The sequence below is a fragment of the Dyella japonica genome, from assembly GCF_040545895.1.
Taxonomy (GTDB): Bacteria; Pseudomonadota; Gammaproteobacteria; order Xanthomonadales; family Rhodanobacteraceae; genus Dyella; species Dyella japonica_D.
In genome coordinates, this window is sequence record NZ_JBEPMU010000002.1 from 123488 (window position 1) to 148706 (window position 25219).

Here is a 25219-nt window from a genome sequence, read left to right on the forward strand (position 1 = left end):
GGGCTTCGAAACCGCTCCGGAAACCGGAACTTACATGTTCACGTAACGGATGGTGGCGCCAGTCGGCTGCAACGCCGCGGTCACCTTGTCCTTGTCGCCGGCATCGCCGATCACCAGCACGATCACGTCCTTGAAGGAACCGGCCTTGGCGTCCTTGAAGGCATCGGTCACGAACTGCGAGGTCTTGGCCGAATCCGGGCCGGCGAACACCAGCATGTTGCCCGGCAGCACGCCGCGGGCGACGGTGTCCTGCACCTGCTCGAGCTGGCGCTGGCGCAGCGCGTTGGCGTCGTCGTTGTCGCCGGCCGGCACCAGGTACGGGAACGGACGGTCAGCCGTCATGCCCTGCATGTTCTTCTGCACGATCTGGCCGAGGTAGGCGTTCCACGCCTTCGAATCGTTCGGATCGGTCGGCTTGGCAACGGCGGCGACCTGCTCGGTCGGCTGCTGGGCGGACTCGTCCTGCTGGCTGCAGGCGGTGATGCCGGTGATCGCGATGGCGGCGAGGAGAGCGTACTTGTACATGGTGGTCACCCTGGAATGTGGAAGCTGGTCATGGGATCCGTTGGATAACCGACCTTTCGGCCGTCATGCGACAGAGCCTTGTTGGACCAGGGGAGTGAACCGGTTCCATGGCAGCGTTGCCACCACACAAACCTTGTGTACCCCTGGCCCGCGGCGAGCGACTGTCCTGTCCGCAGGATGCGGGCGAGGATACACGACGGCGGCCCGGCCCGACACCGTCAAACGTGCTGCACTGCGGGTTACGGGCTGTGGTCAGTCTTCCGATGCGGCGCGGTCCCGGTGCCAGCGCTGGCGCATGGCCTGCTGCACGGCGGGGTGCACGAAGCCGGAAATATCGCCGCCCAGACGTCCGATCTCGCGCACCAGCGTGGACGAGATGAAGCTGTACTGCTCGGCCGGCGTGAGGAACAGCGTCTCGGCCTGCGGAATCAGGTGGCGATTCATGCTGGCCAGCTGGAATTCGTATTCGAAATCCGAAACGGCGCGCAGGCCACGGATGATCACGCCCGCGCCCACTTCATCGACGAAATGCGCCAGCAGGCCATCGAAGCCGCGCACTTCCACGTTCCTGAGATCGGCCAGCGCCAAGCGAGCCAGCGCAATGCGCTCGTTGAGGCTGAAGCCCGGGCCCCGGCCTTTGTTGGGGCTCTCGGCCACCGCCACGATGATGCGTTCAAAGAGTGGCGCGGCGCGCGCCACCAGATCGGCATGGCCATTGGTGATCGGGTCGAACGTACCCGGGTAAACGGCGAGACGCTGGTTGACCGGCGGCTTGTTCACGTGACGAGTCACTGTCAGCGGAGGGGCGGCTAGCTTAGGCCCGTTCGAAGCGGTCGCCTAGCCCGTTTTTACCGATGCATTCCATACGCGACGGTCAAGTGACGCGCCGATACAGCGCATAGCGCACGTCGCCCGCCGTGCCCTCGCGGTGAGGCATCCAGTTCGCCGGCAACGAAGGCGCCGTTTGCCGGGGCGATTCCACGTAGATCCACGCTGAGGGTGTCAGCCAGCTGCCCTGCTCCAGCCGCTGGGCCAGCGGCGTCCACAGGTCATGGGCAAACGGAGGGTCGAGGAAGACCAGCCCGAACGGCTGCGCCGGCGCCAGCAGGTACTGTTGCGCGTCGACGGCGGCGACCTGCCCGCCCTGCGCCTTCAGGCGAACCAGGTTCTCGCGCAAGGCCTGCGCGGCCCTGGCATCCCGCTCCACGAACTGCACGCTGGCGGCCCCGCGCGAGAGTGCCTCGATACCCAGCGCGCCGGTGCCGGCACACAGGTCCAGGCAACGCGCACCGGAAATCACCGGCGCCAACCAGTTGAACAGCGTTTCGCGAACACGCTCGGCCGTGGGCCGCAGCCCCGGCAGATCGGGCACATCGAGGCGTGAATTGCGCAAGTGTCCGCCAATGATGCGGATGCGCCCGGCGGCGCCCTTCATGGACGCCCCGACTCAGCAGTGAGTTTGGAAGGGGGTGGTAGCATGCCGTTCATTGTCTTTGAATCGCTGCCGCAATGCTCAAGTTCTGGAAGAAGAAACCCGCAGACGCCGAACCGGGCCAGCCGACCGCACCTGCGGCGGAAAGCGCGCCGGCGACCGGGTTCGCGCACGACACGGATGCCACTTCGCTCGATCACGCCAGCCCCGCGCTCGACGAGGCCCTGGCCGAGACGCCGCCCGCGCCCGACGCGTCGGTGGAAGACGAAGCCACCGAGCTTGCGGCGGTAGTCGAAGCGGCCACTCCTGCCAAGCGCAGCTGGCGCGAACGTCTTTCCGGCAGTTCGTTCGCGCGCGGCCTGTCCTCGCTGTTCATCCGTCATCCGAAGCTCGACGACGACCTGCTCGACGAGCTGGAAACCACGCTCATCACCGCCGATGTCGGTGTCGAAGCGAGCACGGCCCTGGTGGAAGACCTGCGCAAGCGCATGCACAAGCGCGAGTTCGCCGATGCCGGCGCACTGCTGGCCGCGCTGCGCCAGTCGCTGATCGCCATGCTGCGCCCGGTGGAAAAGCCACTGGACGTCGGTGGCCTCAAGCCGTACGTGATCCTTACCGTGGGCATCAACGGCGTGGGCAAGACCACCACCATCGGCAAGCTTGCGCGGCGCTACCGTGATGACGGCCGCCAGGTAATGCTCGCCGCTGGCGACACCTTCCGCGCCGCCGCCGTGGAGCAGCTCAAGACCTGGGGTGCGCGCAACAACGTGCCGGTGATCTCGCAGGGTCAGGATGCCGACGCCGCCAGCGTGATCTTCGATGCACTGCAGGCCGCGCGTTCGCGCAACGCCGACGTGCTGATCGCCGACACCGCCGGCCGCCTGCATACGCAAGGCGGCCTGATGGACGAACTGGGCAAGATCGCCCGCGTGCTCAAGAAGATCGACACCAACGCGCCGCATGAAGTGTTGATGGTGATCGACGGCACCACCGGCCAGAACGCCGTGAGCCAGGTGCGTCAGTTCCGTCAGATCGTCGGCGTGAGCGGCCTGGTCGTAACCAAGCTCGACGGCACGGCCAAGGGTGGCGTCGTGTTTGCGCTGGCGCGCGAATTCGGCCTGCCGATTCGCTACGTGGGCCTGGGTGAAACCGCGACCGACCTGCGCGTCTTCGATGCCGAGGCCTATGTCGACGGCCTGCTTCCCGCCAGCCTGGGCCAAGGCTGAGGAGTGCTGACGGATGCCGCGCTGGCTCCGCCTCACACTCATCATCCTCAGCAGCGGCACGCTGTTGCTGGTGGCGGTTGCGCTGATTGCCGTGCACCTGTTGCTGCAACCCGAACGCATCACCGCCATGCTGCAACAGCAGGCGCACGACGCCGGCCTTGAGCTGAGCCTGGCAAGCCCGGCGACGCCGGCGTTGTTTCCCCGTCCCGCGCTCGAGCTCGAAGGCATCACGCTCAGCGCGCAGAACGCGAACATGCCGATCCTGCTCGCCGCCCGCGGCACGCTGGCACTGCCATGGCGCACGCTGGTGCGCGGCGAGACGGTGATCTCGCAGATGCGCATCGATTCGCCGCGCGTCGACCTCGATGCCCTGCAATCGTGGCTGGACGACCTGCCCTCCGGTCCCACCGCCGTACCGACCACCATTCCCAGCATCGATGCCGGCGTGCACATCACGCGCGGCAGTCTCGTGCGCGGCAATCAGCTCTTGCTGGGCGATGTCGAGCTGGATGCGGGACGCCTCGCGGCCGATCACGCGTTTCCGCTCACCATCACCGCGAAGGACGCCGCAGGCATTCCCACGCAGATGCGCCTTTCGGTGACGCCAAGCGTCAAGGGCGGTTCGCTGTTGCTGGAAAACATCAGCCTCTATCTCGCGCACAGCACCACGCTCACGCTGCATCTGGCCGGCAACGCGCGCTGGCGCGGCGCAGCTGATGCAGCCGCGCATCTGTCCGGCAAACTGGATCATGCGAACGCCGGCCAGTACGACGCGGTGATCGAGCTGACGCCGGCGGACCAGAGCGATCCGCTCATGCTCGCGTTGAAACTCGATGGGCCGGACAACCACGCCGACCTGCACATCCCTCCGCTGGCGCTGGCCAGCTGGTGGTCGCAGCTCGACCACGACGACGGCCCGCGCCTCACTGTGCCGCCCGGCAATGGCCACGCGGAAGTCGCCAGCATCGACACCGGCGACATCAGCATCGAAGGCCTCACCATCCAGGCCGGCAGCGACGTGCCCGCGCCTGCGACGACCGCAGCACCGCCGCCGAAACCCGCTGCCGCGAAATCCGCGCCGGCCAAGCCCGCGCATCAATCGCCATGAATCCTTTCGCCGCCGCACTACTGGCCTGGTTCGACGAACACGGCCGCAAGGACCTGCCCTGGCAACATCCGCGCGATGCGTATCGCGTATGGCTGTCGGAAGTGATGCTGCAGCAGACGCAAGTCGTGACGGTCATTCCGTACTTCCAACGCTTTGTCACCGCGTTGCCGACATTGCGCGACCTTGCGTCTGCGGATGAAGACACGGTGCTCGCGCTGTGGTCAGGCCTCGGCTATTACCGTCGCGCTCGTTTCCTGCAGCGTGCTGCGCAGATCTGCGTGGAAAAGCATAACGGCGAGCTGCCGCGCGATTTCGATGCATTGGCCGATCTTCCCGGCATTGGCCGTTCCACCGCAGGCGCGATCCTCGCGCAAGCCCATGGCCTGCGATTTCCCATACTCGATGGCAACGTCAAGCGCGTGCTGACGCGGCATCTGGGCATCCATGGAAACCCCGGCCAAAGCGCTGTCGAAAAGCTGCTTTGGCAACACGCCGATGCGCTCACGCCCGCACAACGCACGGCCGACTACACGCAAGCCATCATGGACCTGGGCGCCACCGTATGCGTGCGCTCAAAGCCACTGTGCGAAAGCTGTCCGTTGGGTGGCGATTGCGTGGCCAAGCGCGACGACCTCACCGCGCAACTGCCCAGCGCCAAGCCCGGCAAGGCCGTGCCAACGCGCGACACCGTGATGCTGATCCTGCGCGACGCTGAAGGTCGCGTGCTGCTCGAGCGTCGCGGCGCGCAAGGCGTGTGGTCTGGGTTGTGGAGCCTGCCGGAAGCAGGTGATCACGATCAGGCGTGGCGCGCGGCGCAATCATTCGCGAACATCGATGACGCGCAGGCGCTGCCATCGTTCGTCCATGTTTTCAGCCACTATCGCCTGAAGGTGGAGCCGCTGTTGTTCGACGAGGCGACAGCGCACCAGCGCATCGCGGATAATCCTAGCCTGCGCTGGTGCAACCCTGGCGAGCGAGCCGCACTTGGTTTGCCCGCTCCCGTGCGCACCCTGCTGCAGAACCTCTGAATCACTACCGATGAGTCACATCGCATGAGTCGTATCGTTCACTGCGCCAAGCTCGGCCATGACGCCGAAGGCCTGGACTTCGCGCCCTGGCCCGGGCCGCTGGGACAGCGCATTTACGCCGAGATTTCCAAGGAAGCGTGGCAGCAGTGGCTGGCCCACCAGACCATGCTGCTCAACGAATACCGCCTCAATCCGCTGGACCCCAAGTCGCGGCAGTTCCTGAGCGCCGAAATGGAGAAATTCCTCTTCGGCGGCGACGTGAAGCAGCCCGAGGGCTTTGTCGCCCCTGGCACAGAGTCTTGACGAGCCGGCCCGCTTCGGATTTAATGCACGGCTCCACGCGACGTCTTCGACGTTCGCGGGCATTCTGGCCGGGTAGCTCAGTTGGTAGAGCAGGGGATTGAAAATCCCCGTGTCGGCGGTTCGATTCCGTCCCCGGCCACCATGATTCCGAAAGCCCGCTTCGCAAGAAGCGGGCTTTCTTTTTGGCCTGCGAACACGGCGCCCTGCCCTCGCGCCACCTCTTAATGTCCGGCGATCGTGCCATCGAGCAGCCTTCGATGTTGGCATGTTCTGTTAGCGCATGACGTCAGAAACATTGAACGACTGAACGCGTGTGCGTGCTCGACAACAGGCATCGAGCATGTCGAAAGAGCGAAGCGCCATGAAGCAAGATCGAATGCGTGCACCGCCTTTCGGCAGGCACGGTTTTTTTTTGAATCGCGCGTCTCGATGATCTGCGAATAGTTCGAACCAATCCCGATCGATATTCGAATCAGTCGACCATATTCACGCGCCCAAAAAACCTGACATGTGCCTGACCCTTCCGATGAAATCGGCACAGCGGTTTCTCGACAGCACTTTGCGCGTCAATGCCTCCATCTGTGCATTTTCAGATCACGCAGCCATGGGCCATGACCCGGTGCACTGAATCTGCCCGCGGACCTCGGAAGCGCCAATGCCGGCTCGAGGTCTTACCCAATGGGCTCCATGAGACATAAATGTGATTCACATCACATTTTTCATGGGACAACCATTCGCTTTGGGGCTCGCGCCCTGCCAACCGATGATCCTTTCGGAAATCTCCTGGCGAGACATTAATTGGCACGAGCAGTTTGTGTCGCAGCGACTGACTGGCATAAAGAGCCGGTTTTGTTTGCGCGTTTCCGGCAAATGTTGTGCAACATACACCTTTAGTCACGGGGTATAGGCCAAAGGTGGTGCTACATTCGCCCCGTTGCTCAATGTCTGAGCACATCACCAACAAAGGGGTCCGTTATGTTGAAAGCCCTCTCGCGTCGCGCATGCCTCTTTGGCGTGCTGGCTCTTGCTACCTCTGGAGCCGCCTTCGCCGACCAGCCGCCCGCTTCCGGCCTTGGCCAGTCCTGGCCCAACGCGTCCGACGTCAGCCGCAATCCGAACTTCCATGCCTACGTGTTCACGCTCGGCGGCATCCAGTTCGTGCAAATCAATGATGCGAACGGCAACGTGCTGGGCGCGGTAGGCACATCGGGCGGCCAGTTCATCACGCTGCCGGTGGGCCGCTTCTCGCAGCTGGTCACCACGCCGCAACAGGGTCCGGCCGTGCCGACCACGGCAACGCCGACTACAGCACCCACGACGGTGTACCAGGACACTGCGACGACCGTGACTGCTACGACGCTCAGCGACGGCACCATGCAGCTGAGAGCGGCGGCGTGCGATCCGCTCGCCTGCAACACGCACGTACAGTAAGAAAAGCGGAAAGCAACGGGATCAGCGGTGCATCATGCGCCGCTGATCGTGATGGGATCGAGCAGCAGCAGGCTGACGCGGCGACCGCTGGCGATCGGATGTTCGCGCGCATCGCCTTCGAACGTCATCGCGCGATCGCGGATACCCGACCAGCCCATGCCGCTGGTCGAACGCATGACACGCGGCAGCAACTCGTCCCAGCGCACAGTGCCGGCGTGTTCAGTGGGATCACGGAAAATGATGCTCACCAACGCCCAGCGGCGACCGTGCTTTTCGCCGCAACGCACGCGAACGATCACTTCGCTGAGGTTGCGCTTTGCACAAGCGTCGGCCACCACCTCGACCACGAGGCGATAGATGGCCAGATGCAGTGTCTGCGATAGACGGCTCAACGGGCCGCGAAGATCGCACCAGTAACCGATGCCCGTTTCATCGAGCGCACGAGGAATGGCGCCCTCGCGCAAGGCCGCAGGCAAGCCGCGCTCGCGCCATGAAACCGGATAGAGGCTGTCGGCCAGGCGGAACAGCTGATCCTGCGCCACCAGCGCCTGACGGTGATAGCTGCGGTCTTCGATGGTCGGCTGCAGGTGACGCAGGCGGCCCATCATCATGGAGAAGCTGGCCTGCACCGTCTCGCGGATCTGTTCGAGCGCCAGCGAGGTCGTGCGCAGCTGCATCTCGCCGATGTGCACATTGCGCTGGGCCAGTGCCAGGGCCGTGCGGACATCCATCCGCTCCTGCTCCGCATGCTGATGCAGGGCACCGATGCGCGCGCCCAGCAACAGCATCGACGAAATGGCGAAGGCGACGATCGCTTCCGCCTGCAAGGTCTGCTGGTCGTTGATGGCCGGCATCAACGCCATGACCGCAAGGCTCGACGCCGTGCCGCCGATGGCAGCTCCTTGCCAGCCATGACGCATGGCCAGCCAGACGATCGGCAGGAACATAGCCACCTGGGCGATCTGACGAACCTGGGCGGACTCGATGCCAATCCAGACCAGCAGCAACAGCGCGGGCACCACCAGGAAAATGCTGTCGAGCACGGCGCGGTTGTCCAGCAGGCGCGTGCCCAGTTCGCGCCAGCGCGCGCCGCTAAACAACTGGTGGATGAAAAGCGTCGTCGGCACGACCGCGAGGATGCCCAGGTAGTTGCCCAGCACCCATTCGGTAGCCGCCTTGTCCACGTGCAGCTGGTAGCCCGGCGGCAACTTCGTGATGAACACGCAGCCGAGGTTGTACGCCGTCATCAGGAACGAGAAGAACAAGGCACTGCCGAGCAGCGCGCCCATGTTGACGGTGTGGCGCGGCGTCACGATCGGCCAGCGCTCCCGAATCAGATAGACGAAGGGCGCCATGATCACGATGCCGGGAATGATGTACCCGACGGCCCACGGCAGACCAAATTGCCCCACGCACTCCAGGGCGGTGGGAAGCAACACGACCATCTCACCGGCAACCAGCGCCGGCCAGTCGCGGTAACGGGTAAGCAACAGCACAACCAGGTGGACGCCGCCAACCAGCACGAAATGGGTGATCGTGATCTGACGAACGAGCGCGATCAGCAGCCCATACGAGACGGCAATGCCGATGCGGCGGAACCACGGCTTGGCCCACGGAGCGTCCAGCATTGCATCCCCCTGATCAGTGTTCCCTCGCTTACGCCGGGCTTCCGCGTAAGCGGCCGATAACATCGGTTAGGGCGTGAAAGGATCGTGAAACGCCCCCGCGTTTTAACCGCACTATCCTAGCGCACCCAGTTGTTGCAAATGTGCGCCACGTCAAACATTTCGGCATCGAGTCATGAAAGTCGCGGCGCTCGCGCGGGGCGGGCTGGAAGCGGAGCATGTAGCGGCCAACGCACTTTTTTGCCTCCCCGTCCGGCAACAACAGAGGGTCAGGCACCCACGGCGGAATAGAGCCGGTCCGGCAGGTAATTGCGCACGGCGGCGGCATCCAGATGCACCAGGTTCTTGGCCACTTCGAGCATGATCCTGCCTCGCGTGGGGCCGTCCAACCGATCCCGCAGCGAACCCAGGAATGCGGGGGCGGCGATCAGCATCAGGCCGTCGAACCGGCCATCCGTGCGGCCTTTCAGCAGAAACCGGGAAAGCTCCAGGGCAAAGTTGCCGGTTTCCTGCTCGACCATGGTGGTGTCGGGCTCCTCGGCGTGGCCTCCGGGACCGACCCGGTCAAAGCCCCGCCCCGGGCGATCGGAGACCAGGTCCTGCTCATGAAGCCTCGCCTCGGGATGGATGAAGGCATCCAGTTCCTCCAACGGACCCGTGGGTTGCCGAGCCTGGAACAACCGGGCTACGCCGCGATTGGCGACCACAATCCACACCGTCTTGTTCATGACGCGCTCCCAGGAGATTTCACCAGGAATGCCGGACGGCCGAAGCCGTGCCCTTGGCGAGGGTACCGAGCGTCGTCGACACCGTCGTGGGACTTGCAGAATCCCCTCGTACGCGTCAAGCCAACGTGAGCCCTGGCAATGGCTGCGCATCGTCATCGCCATGGCAACGGCACGTGGCAATCGCGGCGTGGCGCAGGCAGGGCGAACAGCGCTGGAGCACGTCCCACCCACCGAAGGATGGATGGGCAAAGCACCGCCCGCCGGCGTGCATTTATGGAGACGGACATGTCGCGATCAGGCAACCGATGCCTTGTGCAGGGCGATGCGTTCGAGCGGTTCGAAGGCGGCGCCAGGCGACTGCTCGACGCACAAGGTCAACGCATCGATACGGGCCGTGGGCAGCATCGATGCGCGCAGCGAGAGCCAGCGCTGCAGCGCCCGCTCTTCCTCGACGGAAGCCGGCGCCGATAGCGTCATGTGGAAACGGTAGCGTTCAAACACGTAGGGGTATCCGTAACGTCCGAGATAGTGGGTTTCAATGGCGTCGAGCCCGGGGGCGCGGCGCTGGAAATCGTGCTCTGCCAGCGGCAAGCGCAAGGGTTCGATGGCTTCGACGCAGGCGGCCGCCAGGGCATTCACCGCCTTGCAGTCGCCCAGTGGGCGCAGCGCGGGAAAACCGGCCAGCCGCGCACAACGCAGGGTGAGGTTGATCGGTGCATGCGACCTGGCGACGAGAGCCAGCGCCTGACGCAGATCGCCAAGGTCGACGTCTGGCGACAGCGTGAACGGCGATCGCAGCGTGGCGTGCCAGCCATAGCGGCGGACATCGGCCAACATCGCATTCCAACGACTGAGCCCAATGCCGGGAATGCCATTGGCAGCGAGGTCAGTGCTCAGCCAATCGCGGCCCAGCGAAGCGAGCGCACTCGCGGGCGCTGGGCAGAAGTAGATCGCGTAGCGCATCAGTGCAGGGCCGTCGATGTCCGTGGCGGGCGCACCGGCCACCGCGCCGGCGCGCACCCTGCAAGCGCAAGGAATCGGCATGCCGCGGACAGGGCCTGCAAATACGCACTACGCCACGCGCGATATCCATCGCGCATGAAACGCACATCGACTCTGTCGTTCGCCGGCACATGGCCGGCCCGGCCCCGAAGAGCCATGCCCAGTCCTCGCTCCACCCATCCCCCTGCGCTGAACCTTGTCCTGGCGGTAGGGATTCACCGCCAGCAGGCGGCGCCCCGAGGACGCCGCGCTCTCTAGCTAACTAAACCTATGTGACAAGACGGGGAAGCTGGGCGGTCCATCCAATCGCGCGGCCTGCCGCTTGCCCTTGCCGACGAGGTTGGCCGGCATCGCGCATCCCCACGCGCCACGCCCCGACACCGCCGGCAGCGGCGAAGTTGATCACGAGCGCCGCCTCGGTAACGCGATGGAGTCGGCAGAACGAGGCGGCTTGTACACGGGAGGGGATACGGGCGACGCCACGGCGAGCAAGCGACCTGACGACACTCGGGCCCGTTCACCGGGTGTCGCTGGCGCTGGCGTCAGGTCGTCGGATGAAACTTGCCCCAGGGCGACAGAATGTCCTTCCATGGTTCGGACAGGCTCATGTCACCCACACCGCCCAGTGCGCGGGCGGTGTCCTGCTGCCACGTCTGCACCGCATCCTGAAGGCCCTTGGCGAAATGCGCCTGCACATTCGCGGCGATCTGGTTGGTGACACTGGCGTCGCCCATACGCTGCTGCAGCTGACGCCAGAACGTGTCGGCCGGCATGGAGGCGAGCGCTGCCCAATCCTGTGCCTTGATCAGGTGCTCCACGCGCGCCTGCTGTTCGGCGATGCCGTCATCCATCGCGCGCGTGGACAGCTCAAGCCACTTCTTCCAGTTTTCCATCACCAGCTTGTTCACGCGCAGCTGAAACTCGGTGTTGGCCTTGTAGAGGCTCAACGGGAGATCGCTCGGGGTAGCCATGTCATGCCCTCAGTGGGTGATCTTCTTGGTCGCGCCGCAGCGCCCTCCGGCAGCGGCGATGCGCAGGTGCCGCCACGGCACCTGCATCCACTATGGACCAGGCGCACGACGGGAGCATGAACCCCACCGCCTCAACGAAATGTATGAACCCGCTTTCCTTGATCGGCTGCTCAACCACTGCCATTCCACTTCAACCGTCGGCTCGCCCTGTGCTCACCGCAAGTTGTTTTGGATGCAACCCCACCGTCAAGGCGCATCCATGAAGAAGGTGGCCTTGATGATCACGATGGCCACGGATTGTTCCGCCGCTCCAGACAAACAGGTGCCTCGAATGAGCGAGGCCGGCATTCGCGCGGCAATCCACGCAGGGTTATACCCACCTGCATGACGCGGATTTCAAGGAAGGCGTGGAGATGGTCAACACGGACAACCCCGCCGGCAAGAACATGAGCTTGCCGCGTTGGATCCGCAGATAGATCGGGTGATCGATACCGACAAGCAGGAGTGCAGTCGGCGGGAAGTGGCCGGCGACAGGGCGCGGGCGATGCATCACTTCCGAAGATGTCAGGTGCGACGCGAACGCCGCACCTGACGAGAATGCTCTACTGAAGCGCTACGCTCAGAGAGCGGCGTCCTTGAGCTTCTTCAGCGCGCGGATCTTCAGCTTCACCGTGGCCGGCTTGGCAGCGAACCACTGCTCTTCCTTGGTGAAGGGATTGATGCCCTTGCGCTTCGGCTTGGCCGGCACGTTGACGGCGGTGATCTTCAGCAGGCCCGGCATGGTGAAGTGGCCAGCGCCCTTCTTGTGCACCGAACCGGTCACGGCAGCCTCGAGGGAGGCCAGCACCGCGCGCACGTCCTTGGCCACCACGCCGCTGGCTTCAGCGATGTGGGCGACCAGGCCCGACTTGCCCAGTGCTTCCTTGATCGGCTTATGAACAACCGCCTTGGCGGCCTTCGGAGCTGCCTTCGGAGCGGCCTTCTTCTTTGCTGCTGCTTTTTGCGCCTTCGCCATACATTTCCCCGTGGTGATCAATAGAGATGGTGTTTGAATGCCTCTCGGCATGCGGAATGTATGGCATGCCAGCCCATCACGCCAAGCTGCAGGACGGAAAAAATGCGGTTTTTTTTCGATATCGGCCTCGCGGGGGTGAAGAAAGTCACGTTCGCACCCTCGGGAAGCCTGTTTTTCAGGGCTTTTCCTGACCTGCCCGCGCTACTCGCCGACGGCGCCACGTCAGGCGGCTATGGACCGGCAACGGCGGCCGTCTCTACTATCGAGGTTCGTTTCCACGCTAGGTGCTGTCCATGAAGCGATTGGCCTTATCCCTGCTCGCCCTGTCCGTGACGTCGGCGCTGTTCGCTGCCGATGCGCCCTCCACACCGACCATCGATCCACACCGTCTGTCGGAGGACGTCAAGACGCTTTCTTCCGACACCTTCGAGGGCCGCGGCCCCGCCACGCCGGCCGAAACCAAGACCATCGATTACGTGGTCGCCCAGTTCAAGGCTGCCGGCGTGCAGCCCGGCGGCGACCTCAAGAACGGCAAGCGCGAATGGACGCAGGCCGTACCGCTGTTGCAGTCCGACATCGCCGGCACGCCGTCGCTGTCCTTCAACGTCAACGGCAAGAACGAGCCGCTGACGCAGGGCAAGGAAATCGCCGTGCGTTCCGCGCTCGACGGCTCCAAGGCCGTGTCGATCAAGGATGCGCCGCTGGTGTTCGTGGGCTACGGCGTAAAGGCTCCGGAGCGCAACTGGGACGACTTCAAGGGCGTCGACCTGAAGGGCAAGATCGCCGTGGTGCTGATCAACGACCCGGACTTCGAAACCGGCGTGGGCGACTTCGGCGGCAAGGCCATGACCTATTACGGCCGCTGGACCTACAAGTACGAAGAAGCCGCGCGCCAGGGTGCCGCCGGCATGCTGATCGTCCATGAAACCGCACCGGCCTCCTATGGCTGGGCGACCGTGGCCAACTCCAATACCAACACCCAGTTCGACGTGGTGCGCGACCATCCCGCCAGCTCGCATACGCCGGTGGAGGCATGGATCCAGCGTGATGTCGCGGTCGATCTGTTCAAATCCGCCGGGCTCGATTTCGAAGCGTTGAAGAAGCAGGCGCAGACGCGCGACTTCAAGCCGGTCGTGCTGAAGGACGAGACGTTCTCGGCCAACTACAAGATCAACTCCAAGGTGATCACCTCCCACAACATCGTGGGCCGCATCGAGGGCAGCAAGCGCCCGAACGAAACGGTGATCTACAGCGCGCACTGGGACCACCTGGGCGTGGGCGCGCCCGACGCGAAGGGCGACAAGATCTACAATGGCGCCGTGGACAACGCCACCGGTACCGCTGCGCTGATCGAACTCGCACGCGCCTTCGCGAGCGAGCCGAAGCCGGAACGCTCCGTGGTGTTCCTCAACGTCACGGCCGAAGAAAAGGGTCTGCTGGGCTCGGAGTACTACGCCTCCAAGCCGCTCTACCCGCTGGCCACCACCGTGGCCGACATCAACATGGACGCGCTCGATCCGCACGGTCCGTCGCGCAACTTCACCATCTCCGGCAGTGCCAAGCTCGACCTGCTCGATGAACTGACCACCACGGCCAAGCAGTGGAACCTCGTCTACTCGGCCGATCCGAAGCCGGAAGCGGGTCACTTCTTCCGCTCCGATCACTTCTCGTTCGCCAAGCGTGGCGTGCCGGCGGTGTCGTTCGGTTCGGGCAATGACTGGGTGGACGGCGGCGTCGCTGCCGGTAAGGCCGCCGAGGACGAGTACGTGGCCAAGCACTATCACCAGCCGTCGGATGAATGGCAGGCCGACTGGCCGTTCACCGGCATGGCGCGTGACCTACAGATCCTCTACAAGCTCGGCAGCGATCTGGCCAACTCCGATACCTGGCCGAACTGGAGCAAGGATTCGGAATTCCGCGCCGCTCGCGACACCACGGCAGCACAGCGCAAGTAATCACTGTTCCAAGAAGATCCACGAAGAGGCCCGCAGCGATGCGGGCCTTTTTCGTGAACCGATCCCATCACCGGCTACAGGTTTTTCACGCCTCGCTGATTCAGATGACGGCAAAACACAACAGCAACATGGCAGTCACAACCGCGCCAGACGGGAATCACAGGGAAGTCATCGTCGGCAGGCAAGCTGCGCACCATCCGCCGTCCTCACCAACGTCGAATCCTATGCTGGCGCAATACGTCTACCCGTCAAAATCCGGCCTGTTCCGCATCATCCGTCACGGTCGCCAATGGCGCGTGCTGTGCGAGGACGACGAAATCGGCCGCCACGAAACGGCCGAAGCCGCGCTCATCGCCATCCGCATCGCTTGCCCGCAAGCGCGACTTCCTGGTGAGTTGGCCGAATGGCGCTATATCCCCGAACTTGCGCTTGCGCACTCGCGCGTGTCCAGCGATGGCACGCGCTGGCGCCTGGCTGGCTGAAGCCTATTCACGATCTCTCGGCACCCCTACCCCTCACCGTCATTCCCGCGAAAGCGGGAATCCAGTGCCTTTCTAATGGTGCATAAGGGTGGTGCATAAAGGTGCTGGATTTCCGCTTTCGCGGGAATGACGATGAGGGAAGTGAAGCTTGGCGAGCCATCTTGAGCAGGCTCCCTGGCCGCCACACTCTTGCCTCCATCTCACTCCTGCGCATTGATCACCGCAAGAAAATCGCGCCCGTAGCGTTTGAGCTTTGCCTCGCCCACACCGCTGATCGAGGCCAGCTCCGTTTCATTCGACGGCAAGGCGCGCAGCATGGCCAGCAGGGTCGCGTCGTGGAAGATCACGTACGGCGGCACGCCATGCTGTTTCGCCAACTGCGTGCGCAACTTGCGCAACTCGTCCCATAGCGGCTGCTCGTAGGCCTCCACGCCAAGACTGCCGCCCGTCACCAACTGGCTGTCGCGACGACGACGCGACGCGCGTGCCGGCGTGGCGTCTTCGCGCAGACGAACCGAGCGATTACCCACCAGCACCTCGCGACTGGCCTTGCTCAGACGCAGCGTGCCGAAACCTTCGGCGTCGGCTTCCAGCAGGCCCATCGCCAGCAACTGGCGGAAGACGGAGCGCCACTGCTTTTCATCCATGTCGGCGCCAATGCCGAAGGTGGAAAGACGATCGTGGCCCAGGTCCGTCATGCGCGTGCTGTCCTCACCGCGCAAGATGCTGATGACATGCCCGGAACCGAAGCGCTGGCCACTGCGATACACGGCAGAAAGCGCCTTCTGCGCGGGCACTGTGGCGTCCCAGGTCTTGGGCGGCTCGATACAGTTGTCGCAGTGGCCGCATGGCCCATGGAACGTTTCGCCGAACGCGGCAAGCAACAGCTCGCGACGGCATTGCGTGGCCTCCGCATACGCCAGTTGCGATTCCAGCTTCTGGCGTTCGACGCGTTTGCGCTCATCGGCCGATTCCGATTGCGCAATCATCTGACTCATCGTCACCACGTCCGACAGGCCATAAATCATCCAGGCATCGGAAGGCAGGCCGTCGCGACCCGCGCGACCCGTCTCCTGGTAATAACCTTCCATGCTGCGCGGCAGATCGAGATGCGCCACGAAGCGCACGTCGGGTTTGTCGATACCCATTCCAAACGCCACCGTGGCCACCATCACCACGCCATCCTCGCGCAGGAAACGGCGCTGGTTCGCATTGCGCGTGGCGGCATCCAGCCCTGCGTGATAGGGCAGCGCCTCGATGCCGGCTTCCGTCAGCCAGGTTGCCGTTTCGTCCACTTTCCGCCGGCTGAGCGCGTAGACGATGCCTGTTTCGCCGCGATGCCGCTCCAGGAATTCCATCAACTGCCGACGCGCATTGTGACGAAGGCCAACCTGGTAGCGGATGTTCGGCCGGTCAAAGCTCGACACGAACTGACGCGCGTCCTGCAGCGCAAGCCGCTCGACGATTTCATCGCGCGTACGCTGATCCGCCGTGGCGGTGAGCGCGATACGCGGAATCTGCGGAAAGCGCTGGTGCAGCACCGCCAGCTCGCGATACTCGGGGCGGAAATCGTGGCCCCATTGCGACACGCAGTGCGCTTCGTCGATGGCAAACAGCGCCACTTCGGTACTCTCGAGCAACCCGAGAAAACGCGGCGTCAACAATCGTTCCGGCGCGACGTAAAGAAGGTTCAGCTCGCCGGCAAGCAAGCGGCGCTCCACCTCGCGCTGATCTTCTGCACCCAGGCTGGAATTGAGATAGGCCGCGGAAACGTCGGCTTCGCGCAGCGCGTCCACCTGATCCTGCATCAACGCAATCAACGGCGACACCACGATGCCGGTGCCCTGCCTCACCAAGGCGGGAATCTGATAGCAGAGCGACTTGCCGCCGCCGGTAGGCATCAGCACCAGCGCGTCCCCCCCTTCGATCAACTGATCGACGATCGCCTGCTGCGGGCCGCGGAATTCGGTGTAGCCGAAAACACTGTGAAGGATGTCGAGGGGCGAGGGAGGCATCGGGAAATGCTAGCAAATGACTGCGCATGGTGATGCGCCTGAGCAAGCTTGTCGAATCCACTTGCACGGACACGCACTAACCCATCGACCTACTCACTGGCAGGGAAAAAGCCCACACGGAAATAGCAGCCGGAACGATGGGCTCCCCGAAGTAAAAAAAACATTATCGAAAAACCTCACGACTGGAGTGTTGCCAGGGCAAAAACCTGCACACGCGGGAGACCAGTCAGGGCCAGCGGGGCTCGAGGTATCTGATAACTACGACAACGGGGAAGATCATGAAATCACTCAATCAACGCGGGCTAGCGTTGGCTATTCGCTTGACCATCGCCACCGGCGCGCTGGCGGCAACCGGTACGGCCTTCGCGCAGGAGTCGTCTCCCGCCAAACCAGACCAGACGTCAGCCAAGAACCTGGAAACCGTTACCGTGACGGGCTCGCGCATTCCGCGCGTGGACGTCGAAACAGCGCAGCCCGTCCTCACCATCAGCCGTACGCAACTCGAAAATCAGGGTTTCACGTCGGTCGCCGACATCATGCAGAACCTGACTGAGGTCGGCTCGCCGCCCATTAGTCGCGCTAGTGCATTGGCGTCGGGCGAGGACGTCGGCGGCTATTATGTCGATCTGCGCAACATCGGTCCCAATCGCACGCTGGTCCTGGTGAACGGCAAGCGTCTTGGTGCGAATACCACGGGCCTGCAGGACCTTGATCAGATCCCCGTTTCGGCCATCGATCGCATCGAAGTGCTGAAGGATGGCGGCTCATCCATCTACGGCTCGGACGCGATCGCAGGCGTGGTAAACGTCATTACCCGCAGCAACTTCACCGGCGCCGAGGCCAGTGCCTACGCTGGCCAGTACGACCAAGGCGACGGAAAGAAGCAGATTTACGATTTCACGCTAGGCACCGCCAACGACCGTGGATCGATCATGTTGAGCGCGCAGTACACCAAGGAAGATCCGGTGTGGGCGAAGGATCGCGATTTCAGTGCCTACCCGTCAGGCCCGTTCCACCCCACCGCAGGCTGGAGCGGCATCAGCCAGAACGGCTCTTTCAGCGGCCCTTGCGGACCAGGTGGCACCAAGGCCACCTGCACGCTCAATCGCGGTGCCGATCCGCGTTATATCGCCAACTACCATCCGATCACGCCGGCCGAATATTCAAATTCGAATCAAGAAATGATGGTTCAAACCGGCTCACAGCGCACCTCGCTGTTCGTAGCAGGCAAGTACAACTTGCTGGATAACATCGCGTTCAAGTCGGACTTCCTCTACAACAAGCGGAGCACGACCCAGCAGATCGCAGGTTATCCGTACCAGGCGGCGGCATTTGACACGCCGATGGATGCAAACAGCTACTTCAACCCGCTGGGCAAGACGTTCAACTTCACGCGTCGCGGCTGGGAAGTCCCCCGCACCACGGACAATGAACTGGAAACCTATCGCTGGACGGGTGGCTTCGAAGGGTTCTTCGAACTGGGCGGTCACACCTGGAACTGGGACGTTGGTGCGATGACCAATCGCAACAATATGCTCAAGACCGGCCATGGCGACTTCAACCTGCTCAACGTCGCTCAAGCCGTTGGTCCTTCGTATAAGGGCTCCGATGGAAAGATCCATTGCGGCACTCCTGCCAACCCGATTGCCGGTTGCGTACCGTGGAATCCGTTGTTGCCTTATGGCCAGGCCGGTGCAGGCTCGCTGGCCGATCCGGACCTGCAAGCCTTTCTGTTCCCGGAATTCCACGACACCGGCAAGACCACGACGACTGATTACACCGCGAACATTGCCGGCACCGTCGCAGGTCTGCCGGCGGGTGACATCGGCATCGCTGCAGGCTTGGAGCATCGCCAGGAAAACGGCCGCTTCGTGCCGGACGCCTTCAACCAGGCGGGCCTGAGCTCGGGCCTGGCAGCGACCACGACCCAGGGCAAGTACTCAGTGAACGAGGCCTACCTGGAATTTGACGTGCCGCTTTTGAAAGACATGACAATGGCACGCGAGCTCTCCCTTGACGTCGCCACGCGCTATTCGGACTACGACAACTTCGGCTCCACGACCAACAGCAAGGCCAGCATCAAGTGGAAGCCGATCGACGACCTGCTCGTCCGAGGCAGTTGGGCGCAGGGCTTCCGCGCACCGACCATCTCTGATCTTTACGGCGGCACCGGCAGCAGCTTCGAGAACTACACCGATCCCTGCGATACCCATGCAGGCTCCTCCAGCAAGAACCCAGCTGTTGCTGCTCGCTGTACTTCCGGTTTCGGTGGTCAGGCGCCCACCCCGGCAAACTACGTGCAGTTGGGTCAGGCGTCGCAGCCATGCACCACCTACCCGTGCCCTACAAACTACGTTTTCACCAACGGCTCCAATCCCGGCCTGACGCCGGAAACCGCCACTACCCGCACGCTGGGGCTCATATACAGCCCGCATTACATCGAAGGCTTCGATGTTTCGCTCGACTGGTACAAGATCGACATCAAGAACGTTGTCGCTCAGGACGAAGTGCAGGACATCCTCGATGATTGCTATGTCGCAGGCATCTCATCGCGTTGCTTGGGTTTCAAGCGTGATCCGAGCACTGGCGTGATCACCAACATGTTCTATGGCCTGACTAACAAAGGTTGGCAGAAGACCGCTGGCTACGACTTTGGCGTGAACTATCGCTTCAGTATCGGTTCGCTCGACAAATTCGCGGTGCGTTGGAACACCACTTATGTCGACTACAACAACATCAAGGCCGACGACAACCCCGCGACCATCGTCCAGCCCCTCACCGGTTACGGCGGTAACTTCCGCACGCGTTCCAATCTTACGCTGGACTGGACGCGCGGCATCTTCGGCATGACGTGGACCATGCGTTACTACTCCGGCATGACGGAGCGTTGCTCATGGGCGGATGAGTGCAACGATCCCGACCACGTCGATCCGTTCAATGGCGCGCAGGCACAGCGTCACACGGGGTCCACCACCTTCAACGACGTGCAGTTCCGCTGGACCATGCCGTGGAAGGGCGTCATTTCAGTGGGTGCGAACAATGTGTTCGCCAAGGAAGGCCCCATCATGTATTCGAAGCCGAACAGCAGCTTCGCGTACTACGGTGGCTTCGATATCGGGCGTTTCTACTATCTGAAGTACACGCAGCGATTCTGACGTCTGGAAGAGCTGGAACCGCGCGCTCGTGCGCGCGGTTCTTTTTTTTGCGGCAAGCCCGCCTGTGGCTGAAAGCGATCCAGCTCTCGCACACATACCGGCAAATTCGCCCGATCAGCCAAGCCGAAAACTTCCTATCGGATTTGCATTCTTCTCAGGGCATACCCCACAACGCCCGATCGAGATCCGCATCAAGACCGAACGTCGCCAGCGGCACGCGACCGTTCTTCACTTCTACGCCTTCCGCCTTCAATCGCTTGCTCTGTTCGCGAAATCCCCTGCTGCCCGGTGGAAAGGCAATCTGCCCGCTAGAGCGCAGCACGCGGAACCAGGGCAGCTCCATGCCATCGGGCACTTCGCCCAACGCGCGTCCTACCAGCCTTGCCCTACCCGGCAGCCCTGCCCTGGCGGCGATGGCGCCGTAGCTCGCCACACGCCCGCGCGGAATAGCTGCGATGGCAGCAAAGATGCGTGCGTGCGCCTCGTTCTTGGGCTTGTCCATGATCTTCAACAGGCTCTTTACACCGGGTCGTGGCACAGTACCGAGGCCGCTTCAGCCTGCCAAGGAGATCGCACCATGCGCCATTTCGAAGCCGTGCGTTCCCACATCGGCAGCATGCACGAGCTGCGCCACAACGATCCCTATCTCATCAGCTTCGATCTGACGTTGCCGCACGAGCGCCACCAGGGGATCTATCTCGCCGAGCTGGAAGACGAATCCGGCCGCCGTTACCTGCGCATATCCACGCCTGTGGGGCCGCTCGCGGGCGCCGATCCGCGTCGTTGCCTGCGCTTCAACTGGGAGCAGCGCAAGGGTTTCCTGGCCGTGGCCGATTTGGACGGCTCGCCGTATCTGCATCTGTGTGAGAACCGCCCCTATGAATTGCTCGATGCGGTCGAACTCAAGCGGCTGATCGAAGAATTGGGTGAGCTGGGCGATCAGCTGGAGCGGATCGTCGCCGCGGGTGGCGACGATCTCTGATCCAGCGGGAGCGCGCAAACGGCGCTCCCACGCGATGCGTCAAAAAAGCGCGGTGAGACGCACGAAGCCGTAGGCGAGCAGCGCGGTGATCGGCAGCGTGAGAATCCACGCCCACACCATGCGTTCCACCACCGACCAGCGAATGGCATTCCAGCGTTTGGCCGCGCCCACACCCATGATGGATGCCGAGACGTTGTGCGTGGTCGACACGGGAATGCCAAACGCCGACGCGGTAAGAATCACCGCCGCCGAACTGCCTTCCGCGGCAAAGCCATTGATGGGATGCAGCTTCACCATCTTGTGGCCCAGCGTCTTGATGATGCGCCAGCCGCCGCCAGCCGTACCGCCGGCCATGGTGAGCGCACAGACCACCGCCACCCACGCCGGCACGTTGAAGCCGCCGTCAGCTCCGCCGTGGATGCGCAGGAAACCCAGCCACTGAGGCAGGCCGTCGAACTGACCGGCCGTGGTGGCACCGGCAAGAGCGAGCGCGATGATGCCCATGCTCTTCTGCGCATCGTTCATGCCGTGGGCGAGGCCCATCGCGCTTGCCGACACGATCTGCGCTTTGCCGAAAAATGCGTTGACGAACGGCGTGCGGCCAAAACGCCTCAGGAAACCGGTGCGACTGGAGAACCAGCTGAGCAACGCGTAGAGCGCTCCCATCAGCAGGAAGCCGATGACGAAACCCAGCAAGGGCGAAATGACCATGGGCACGATGACCTTGGGAACCACACCCTTGCCATCCCACCAGTGGGCGCCGCCCTGCATCCAGATCACCGATGCGAAGTTGTTGCCGGAGGCCGCAATGGCCGAGCCCACCAGCGCGCCCACCAGCGCATGGCTGGAACTGGACGGCAAACCCCACCACCAGGTGATGAGATTCCACACGGTCGCCGCCAGCAGCGCGCAGATGAGCAGCTGCGGCCCCGCATCGATCACGTGCGTGTCGATCAGGCCGGAGGCGATGGTCTTGGCCACCGCCGTTCCCCACAGCGCGCCGATCAGGTTGGTGATCGCCGCCATCATCACCGCCTGTCCCGGCGTCAGCACCTTGGTTGCGACCACAGTGGCGATGGAGTTGGCGGTGTCGTGGAAACCGTTGATGTACGTGAAAGCCAGGGCGATGAGCACCACGGCAATAGCAAGCCCGATGCTCATGCACGCACCTCGCGCACAACGCCAAGGGCCCGGAACGTGACCGGGCGGCTCAGAGAAAGGGAAGTCATCAGGTCGTGCCTCAGGAATTCTTCAGCACGATCGAATACACGGTGTTGCCCACGTCGCGGCACTTGTCGATGGCCTTCTCCAGCAGCTCGAACAAGTCCTTCGCCAGCATGGCGCGCATGGCGTCGTTGCCTTCCACGTAAAGCGTGCGGTACGGCAAGAGCAGCATGCGGTCGCCTTCCGACTCCAGCGTCTGCAGGCGGTCCTGCAGCTTCTTCACCGGGTCGATGCGCAGGCCGCGGCGCAGCTCGCCGATCATTTCCGACACCACGGCCGTGGCGCGTTCGAGCACGAGCGCGCGAGCGGCGAAATCCACCTCGGTCACGCGGCTGGCCACGATCTCGTAGCGTTCGGCGAACTTCTCGATGGTCTTGGGAATCTTGTAGAGCGCCGAGTTGAGCGCCTCGATGTCCTCGCGGTCAAGCGCGGTGACGAAGGTATTCACCAGCTCCTCGCTGATCTTCCCCGCCAGCGCCTTCTCGCGCTGGCGCGCAGCGGCAAAGGCGGCCATCACGGGAGCGTGATCCTTGCGCGTGACAAGTTCATGCAGGGCCTTGGCACTTTCGTGCGCAGCCTCGGCACTCTGCTCGAGCAGACCGTAGAACTTGTCGCCTTTACCGAAAATCGTTTGCAATGAAAACATGCGGTTATTGCCTGGGGTGCGGGGCGGAAAATGACGTTTATGTTACAGGAGCCTTCTAGCAAGCCGCATCAGGCCCCTACAGGGCCCTTAGGCCTTACACTGCGTCTCATGTCCAAACGCGACCTTCCCCCCGGCCGGCGGCCCTCATGCTGACCGACATCCTCATCGTCGTTCTGCTGTCCCTCTTCAACGGCTTTTTCGCCTTGTCGGAAATGGCCCTGGTGGCCTCCCGCAAGAGCCGCCTGAAGGGGATGGCCCGCGACAGCCGCCGCGCGCGGATGGCCCTGCGCAATGTCGAGGCGCCGGAGCGGTTCCTGTCCACCGTCCAGGTCGGCATGACCATGGTCATCCTGGTCACCGGCGCGCTCGCCGGCGACGCGCTGGGAGACCACATTGCCAGCGACCTCCATGGCGGGTGGGCGGCCTGGATGGAGCCCTATGCCAAGGGCATCGGCCTGGTGTTGGGTTTCGTGCTGATTTCCTTCATCAACATCGTCATCGGCGAACTGGTGCCCAAGCGCCTGGCGCTTTCCGCGCCCGAGCTGATCTCCGGCTACGTCTCGATGCCGATGATGGTGCTGTCCCGCGTGACGGCGCCGTTCGTATGGCTGCTCAACCTCTCCAGCGGATTCCTGCTGCGCCTGCTTCGCGTCAAGGGACGCGGCAGCGACGTGGCGACGGAAGAGGAAATCCGCCTGCTGGTGGCGGAAAGCGCCGAACACGGCGTGCTGGACCGCGACGAACACAACATGGTCAATCGCGTGCTGCGCCTGGGCGACCGCACGGTGGACAGCGTGATGACGCCGCGCACGCGCATCGTCTGGATGGACTCGGCGGCAGGTTACGAAGAGAACGCGGAAATCCTTCGCACCACGCCGTATTCGCGTTACCCGGTGTATCGCGGGGACGAGAGCGACATCCTCGGCGTGGTCGAAGTGAAGCGCTTGCTCCGCGGTTTTGCCGAAGGCAAGCCCGACATCTTCGGGCAGCTGTCCAAACCGCTCTACGTGCCGGCCACCGCGCGCGCGCTCGACTTGCTGGAGGAATTCCGCGACGCCGAAACGCAGCTGGCGCTGGTCGTCGACGAATACGGCGACATCGTGGGCCTGGTGACGCTCAACGACCTGCTGGCCGCCATCGTGGGCGCCACCCAGCTGGGCAGCAGCGACACGAAGGAAAGCCCGCTCATCACGCCGCGCGGCGACGACAGCTGGCTGGTCGATGGCTCGCTCTCCACCGACGACCTGCGCGAGCTGCTGCAGGTCGATGCGCTGCCCGGCGAAGAGGAACACGAATACCGCACCGCGGCCGGCATGGTGATGGCCGTGCTGGGGCACATTCCGGTCACCGCGGAAACTTTCGAATGGCGCGGTTTCCGCGTGGAAGTGGTGGACCTGGATGGTGCGCGCATCGACAAATTGATGATCACGCGACTGCCGAAGATCGACGTGGACGAAGACGGCTTCTGACCGAACCGTTTCTCCGCAATACGTCAATCGTTCTTCGATGCCTTGATCTTGCCGCTGGCGATCTGCGCCATGCGCTGGGCGTCGGCAAAGATGCCGTGCATCACGCGCAGCTCGCGCTCGTCCGGCTGGGCGCGCTGGAACAGCTTGCGCAGGCGCAACATGATCGTGGTGGGTGCGCGGCCCTTGTGGAAATCGATGTCGTCCAGCATCTGCGAGAGGTGCTCGAAGAAGCGCTCCATCTGCGCCGCATCGGCCGGTGGCTCGGCGTCCGCGCGCACCGGTGCGCTGACTTCGCCCAGCGAGGCCACGCGCAGCTCATAGGCCATCACCTGCACGGCCTGCGAGAGGTTCAGCGAGCTGAAATCGTCCACGCTGGGAATGCGCACCATGGCATGGCAGCGCGCCAGCTCTTCGTTTTCCAGGCCCGTCCGCTCGTTGCCGAACACCAAGGCCACCTGCTCGCCCCGGGCGGCGGCGGCCAGCGCGCGGGCGGCGGCTTCGCGTGGGGTGATCTCCTCCAGGTCCACACCGCGGCGTCGGGCCGACAGGCCCAGCGCCAGGCTGGTGCCGGCCAGGGCATCGACCAGGCCGTCGCTCACGAGGGCGTTTTCCAGCACGTCATCGGCGCCGGCCGCCAGCGCCGAGGCCTCCCGGTCCGGGAACTTCTGCGGCGCCACCAGGGCCATCCGGTCGAAGCCCATGGTGCGGATGGCGCGGGCCGCGCTGCCGATATTGCCGGGGTGCGAGGTGCGCACCAGCACATAGCGGATGCGGGCGGCGAGGTCGGATTCAGCGCTCATCGGGGCAGGATTTCATGCAAATGGGCGCAAAGCTTGGAAATGTCCGGCCGCCATGTCAAACCCCGCAGGCCCGGCTGGCCTGACCCGAGGCCATGTC

The 25219-nt window shown here is 63.6% G+C and carries 23 protein-coding genes and 1 tRNA gene; 11 read left to right on the forward strand and 13 right to left on the reverse strand.

Going from position 1 to position 25219, the window contains the following annotated elements; genetic code table 11:
- Positions 1–30: 30 nt before the first annotated feature.
- The 3 genes from ABIC75_RS07305 to rsmD all read right to left on the reverse strand — a co-directional run bounded on the left by ABIC75_RS07305 (position 31) and on the right by rsmD (position 1960).
- Complete coding sequence (locus ABIC75_RS07305; RefSeq protein WP_354013194.1) at positions 31–525, reverse strand: hypothetical protein; 495 nt, start codon at positions 523–525, stop codon at positions 31–33.
- Between the two features lie 252 nt (positions 526–777).
- Complete coding sequence (gene coaD, locus ABIC75_RS07310) at positions 778–1305, reverse strand: pantetheine-phosphate adenylyltransferase (RefSeq protein WP_354013195.1); 528 nt, start codon at positions 1303–1305, stop codon at positions 778–780.
- A gap of 94 nt (positions 1306–1399) precedes the next feature.
- On the reverse strand, positions 1400–1960 hold the full coding sequence (rsmD, locus tag ABIC75_RS07315; protein ID WP_354013196.1) for a 16S rRNA (guanine(966)-N(2))-methyltransferase RsmD: 561 nt from the start codon (positions 1958–1960) through the stop codon (positions 1400–1402).
- A gap of 74 nt (positions 1961–2034) precedes the next feature.
- Between rsmD and ftsY the strand changes: the two genes are divergently transcribed.
- The 6 genes from ftsY to ABIC75_RS07345 all read left to right on the forward strand — a co-directional run bounded on the left by ftsY (position 2035) and on the right by ABIC75_RS07345 (position 7053).
- On the forward strand, positions 2035–3183 hold the full coding sequence (gene ftsY / locus ABIC75_RS07320) for a signal recognition particle-docking protein FtsY (protein ID WP_354013197.1): 1149 nt from the start codon (positions 2035–2037) through the stop codon (positions 3181–3183).
- Between the two features lie 13 nt (positions 3184–3196).
- Positions 3197–4291 carry an AsmA family protein gene (locus tag ABIC75_RS07325; protein WP_354013198.1) on the forward strand — a complete coding sequence of 365 codons (1095 nt, stop codon included), beginning with the start codon at positions 3197–3199 and terminating at the stop codon, positions 4289–4291.
- The gene (gene mutY / locus ABIC75_RS07330; protein WP_354013199.1) at positions 4288–5319 is read left to right on the forward strand and encodes an A/G-specific adenine glycosylase; all 1032 of its coding nucleotides are present in this window, start codon (positions 4288–4290) and stop codon (positions 5317–5319) included. The genes ABIC75_RS07325 and mutY overlap by 4 nt, the downstream gene beginning before the upstream one ends.
- A gap of 24 nt (positions 5320–5343) precedes the next feature.
- The gene (locus ABIC75_RS07335) at positions 5344–5622 is read left to right on the forward strand and encodes an oxidative damage protection protein (protein WP_354013200.1); all 279 of its coding nucleotides are present in this window, start codon (positions 5344–5346) and stop codon (positions 5620–5622) included.
- A gap of 66 nt (positions 5623–5688) precedes the next feature.
- Positions 5689–5764: transfer RNA gene (locus ABIC75_RS07340), tRNA-Phe, on the forward strand.
- Positions 5765–6597: 833 nt separating this feature from the next.
- Entirely contained in the window at positions 6598–7053 is a 456-nt protein-coding gene (locus ABIC75_RS07345) for a hypothetical protein (protein WP_354013201.1), read from the forward strand.
- Between the two features lie 32 nt (positions 7054–7085).
- Here the strand turns inward: ABIC75_RS07345 and ABIC75_RS07350 are convergent, their stop codons facing one another.
- The 5 genes from ABIC75_RS07350 to ABIC75_RS07370 form a co-directional block, all read right to left on the reverse strand.
- Entirely contained in the window at positions 7086–8681 is a 1596-nt protein-coding gene (locus tag ABIC75_RS07350; RefSeq protein WP_354013202.1) for an MASE1 domain-containing protein, read from the reverse strand.
- A gap of 266 nt (positions 8682–8947) precedes the next feature.
- Complete coding sequence (locus tag ABIC75_RS07355) at positions 8948–9406, reverse strand: host attachment protein (protein ID WP_354013203.1); 459 nt, start codon at positions 9404–9406, stop codon at positions 8948–8950.
- Positions 9407–9700: 294 nt separating this feature from the next.
- A complete protein-coding gene (locus ABIC75_RS07360) occupies positions 9701–10450 on the reverse strand; it encodes a DUF1045 domain-containing protein (protein WP_354013204.1) in 750 nt (249 codons plus the stop codon).
- Between the two features lie 500 nt (positions 10451–10950).
- The gene (locus tag ABIC75_RS07365; RefSeq protein WP_354013205.1) at positions 10951–11379 is read right to left on the reverse strand and encodes a phasin family protein; all 429 of its coding nucleotides are present in this window, start codon (positions 11377–11379) and stop codon (positions 10951–10953) included.
- Between the two features lie 619 nt (positions 11380–11998).
- Positions 11999–12394 (reverse strand): HU family DNA-binding protein, encoded by a 396-nt coding sequence (locus ABIC75_RS07370; protein ID WP_019463885.1) that lies wholly within the window; start codon positions 12392–12394, stop codon positions 11999–12001.
- Between the two features lie 293 nt (positions 12395–12687).
- Here ABIC75_RS07370 and ABIC75_RS07375 point away from each other — a divergent pair, with 293 nt between their 5' ends.
- Both ABIC75_RS07375 and ABIC75_RS07380 read left to right on the forward strand, forming a co-directional pair.
- Entirely contained in the window at positions 12688–14349 is a 1662-nt protein-coding gene (locus ABIC75_RS07375) for a M28 family metallopeptidase (protein WP_354013206.1), read from the forward strand.
- Between the two features lie 38 nt (positions 14350–14387).
- The gene (locus ABIC75_RS07380) at positions 14388–14831 is read left to right on the forward strand and encodes a hypothetical protein (RefSeq protein ID WP_354013207.1); all 444 of its coding nucleotides are present in this window, start codon (positions 14388–14390) and stop codon (positions 14829–14831) included.
- A 200-nt stretch (positions 14832–15031) separates the two neighbouring features.
- On the opposite strand, the gene recQ is transcribed toward ABIC75_RS07380, so the two are convergent.
- Positions 15032–16846, reverse strand: a complete 1815-nt coding sequence (recQ, locus tag ABIC75_RS07385; protein WP_354013208.1) for a DNA helicase RecQ — start codon at positions 16844–16846, stop codon at positions 15032–15034.
- 278 nt (positions 16847–17124) lie between these two features.
- Between recQ and ABIC75_RS07390 the strand changes: the two genes are divergently transcribed.
- Entirely contained in the window at positions 17125–20001 is a 2877-nt protein-coding gene (locus ABIC75_RS07390) for a TonB-dependent receptor plug domain-containing protein (protein WP_354013209.1), read from the forward strand.
- Between the two features lie 154 nt (positions 20002–20155).
- Here the strand turns inward: ABIC75_RS07390 and ABIC75_RS07395 are convergent, their stop codons facing one another.
- The gene (locus ABIC75_RS07395; protein ID WP_354013210.1) at positions 20156–20503 is read right to left on the reverse strand and encodes an MGMT family protein; all 348 of its coding nucleotides are present in this window, start codon (positions 20501–20503) and stop codon (positions 20156–20158) included.
- A 75-nt stretch (positions 20504–20578) separates the two neighbouring features.
- On the opposite strand from ABIC75_RS07395, the gene ABIC75_RS07400 reads away from it, so the two are divergent.
- The gene (locus tag ABIC75_RS07400; protein ID WP_354013211.1) at positions 20579–20983 is read left to right on the forward strand and encodes a hypothetical protein; all 405 of its coding nucleotides are present in this window, start codon (positions 20579–20581) and stop codon (positions 20981–20983) included.
- A 39-nt stretch (positions 20984–21022) separates the two neighbouring features.
- Here ABIC75_RS07400 and ABIC75_RS07405 read toward each other — a convergent pair whose 3' ends face one another.
- Together ABIC75_RS07405 and ABIC75_RS07410 are read right to left on the reverse strand one after the other, a co-directional pair.
- The gene (locus tag ABIC75_RS07405) at positions 21023–22144 is read right to left on the reverse strand and encodes an inorganic phosphate transporter (protein WP_354013212.1); all 1122 of its coding nucleotides are present in this window, start codon (positions 22142–22144) and stop codon (positions 21023–21025) included.
- Between the two features lie 79 nt (positions 22145–22223).
- Positions 22224–22853: a DUF47 domain-containing protein gene (locus tag ABIC75_RS07410; protein WP_354013213.1), complete on the reverse strand. Its 630-nt coding sequence runs from the start codon at positions 22851–22853 to the stop codon at positions 22224–22226.
- 146 nt (positions 22854–22999) lie between these two features.
- Here ABIC75_RS07410 and ABIC75_RS07415 point away from each other — a divergent pair, with 146 nt between their 5' ends.
- The gene (locus tag ABIC75_RS07415; protein WP_354013214.1) at positions 23000–24322 is read left to right on the forward strand and encodes a hemolysin family protein; all 1323 of its coding nucleotides are present in this window, start codon (positions 23000–23002) and stop codon (positions 24320–24322) included.
- A gap of 23 nt (positions 24323–24345) precedes the next feature.
- Here the strand turns inward: ABIC75_RS07415 and ABIC75_RS07420 are convergent, their stop codons facing one another.
- Positions 24346–25122 carry an RNA methyltransferase gene (locus ABIC75_RS07420; protein WP_354013215.1) on the reverse strand — a complete coding sequence of 259 codons (777 nt, stop codon included), beginning with the start codon at positions 25120–25122 and terminating at the stop codon, positions 24346–24348.
- Between the last annotated feature and the right edge of the window lie 97 nt (positions 25123–25219).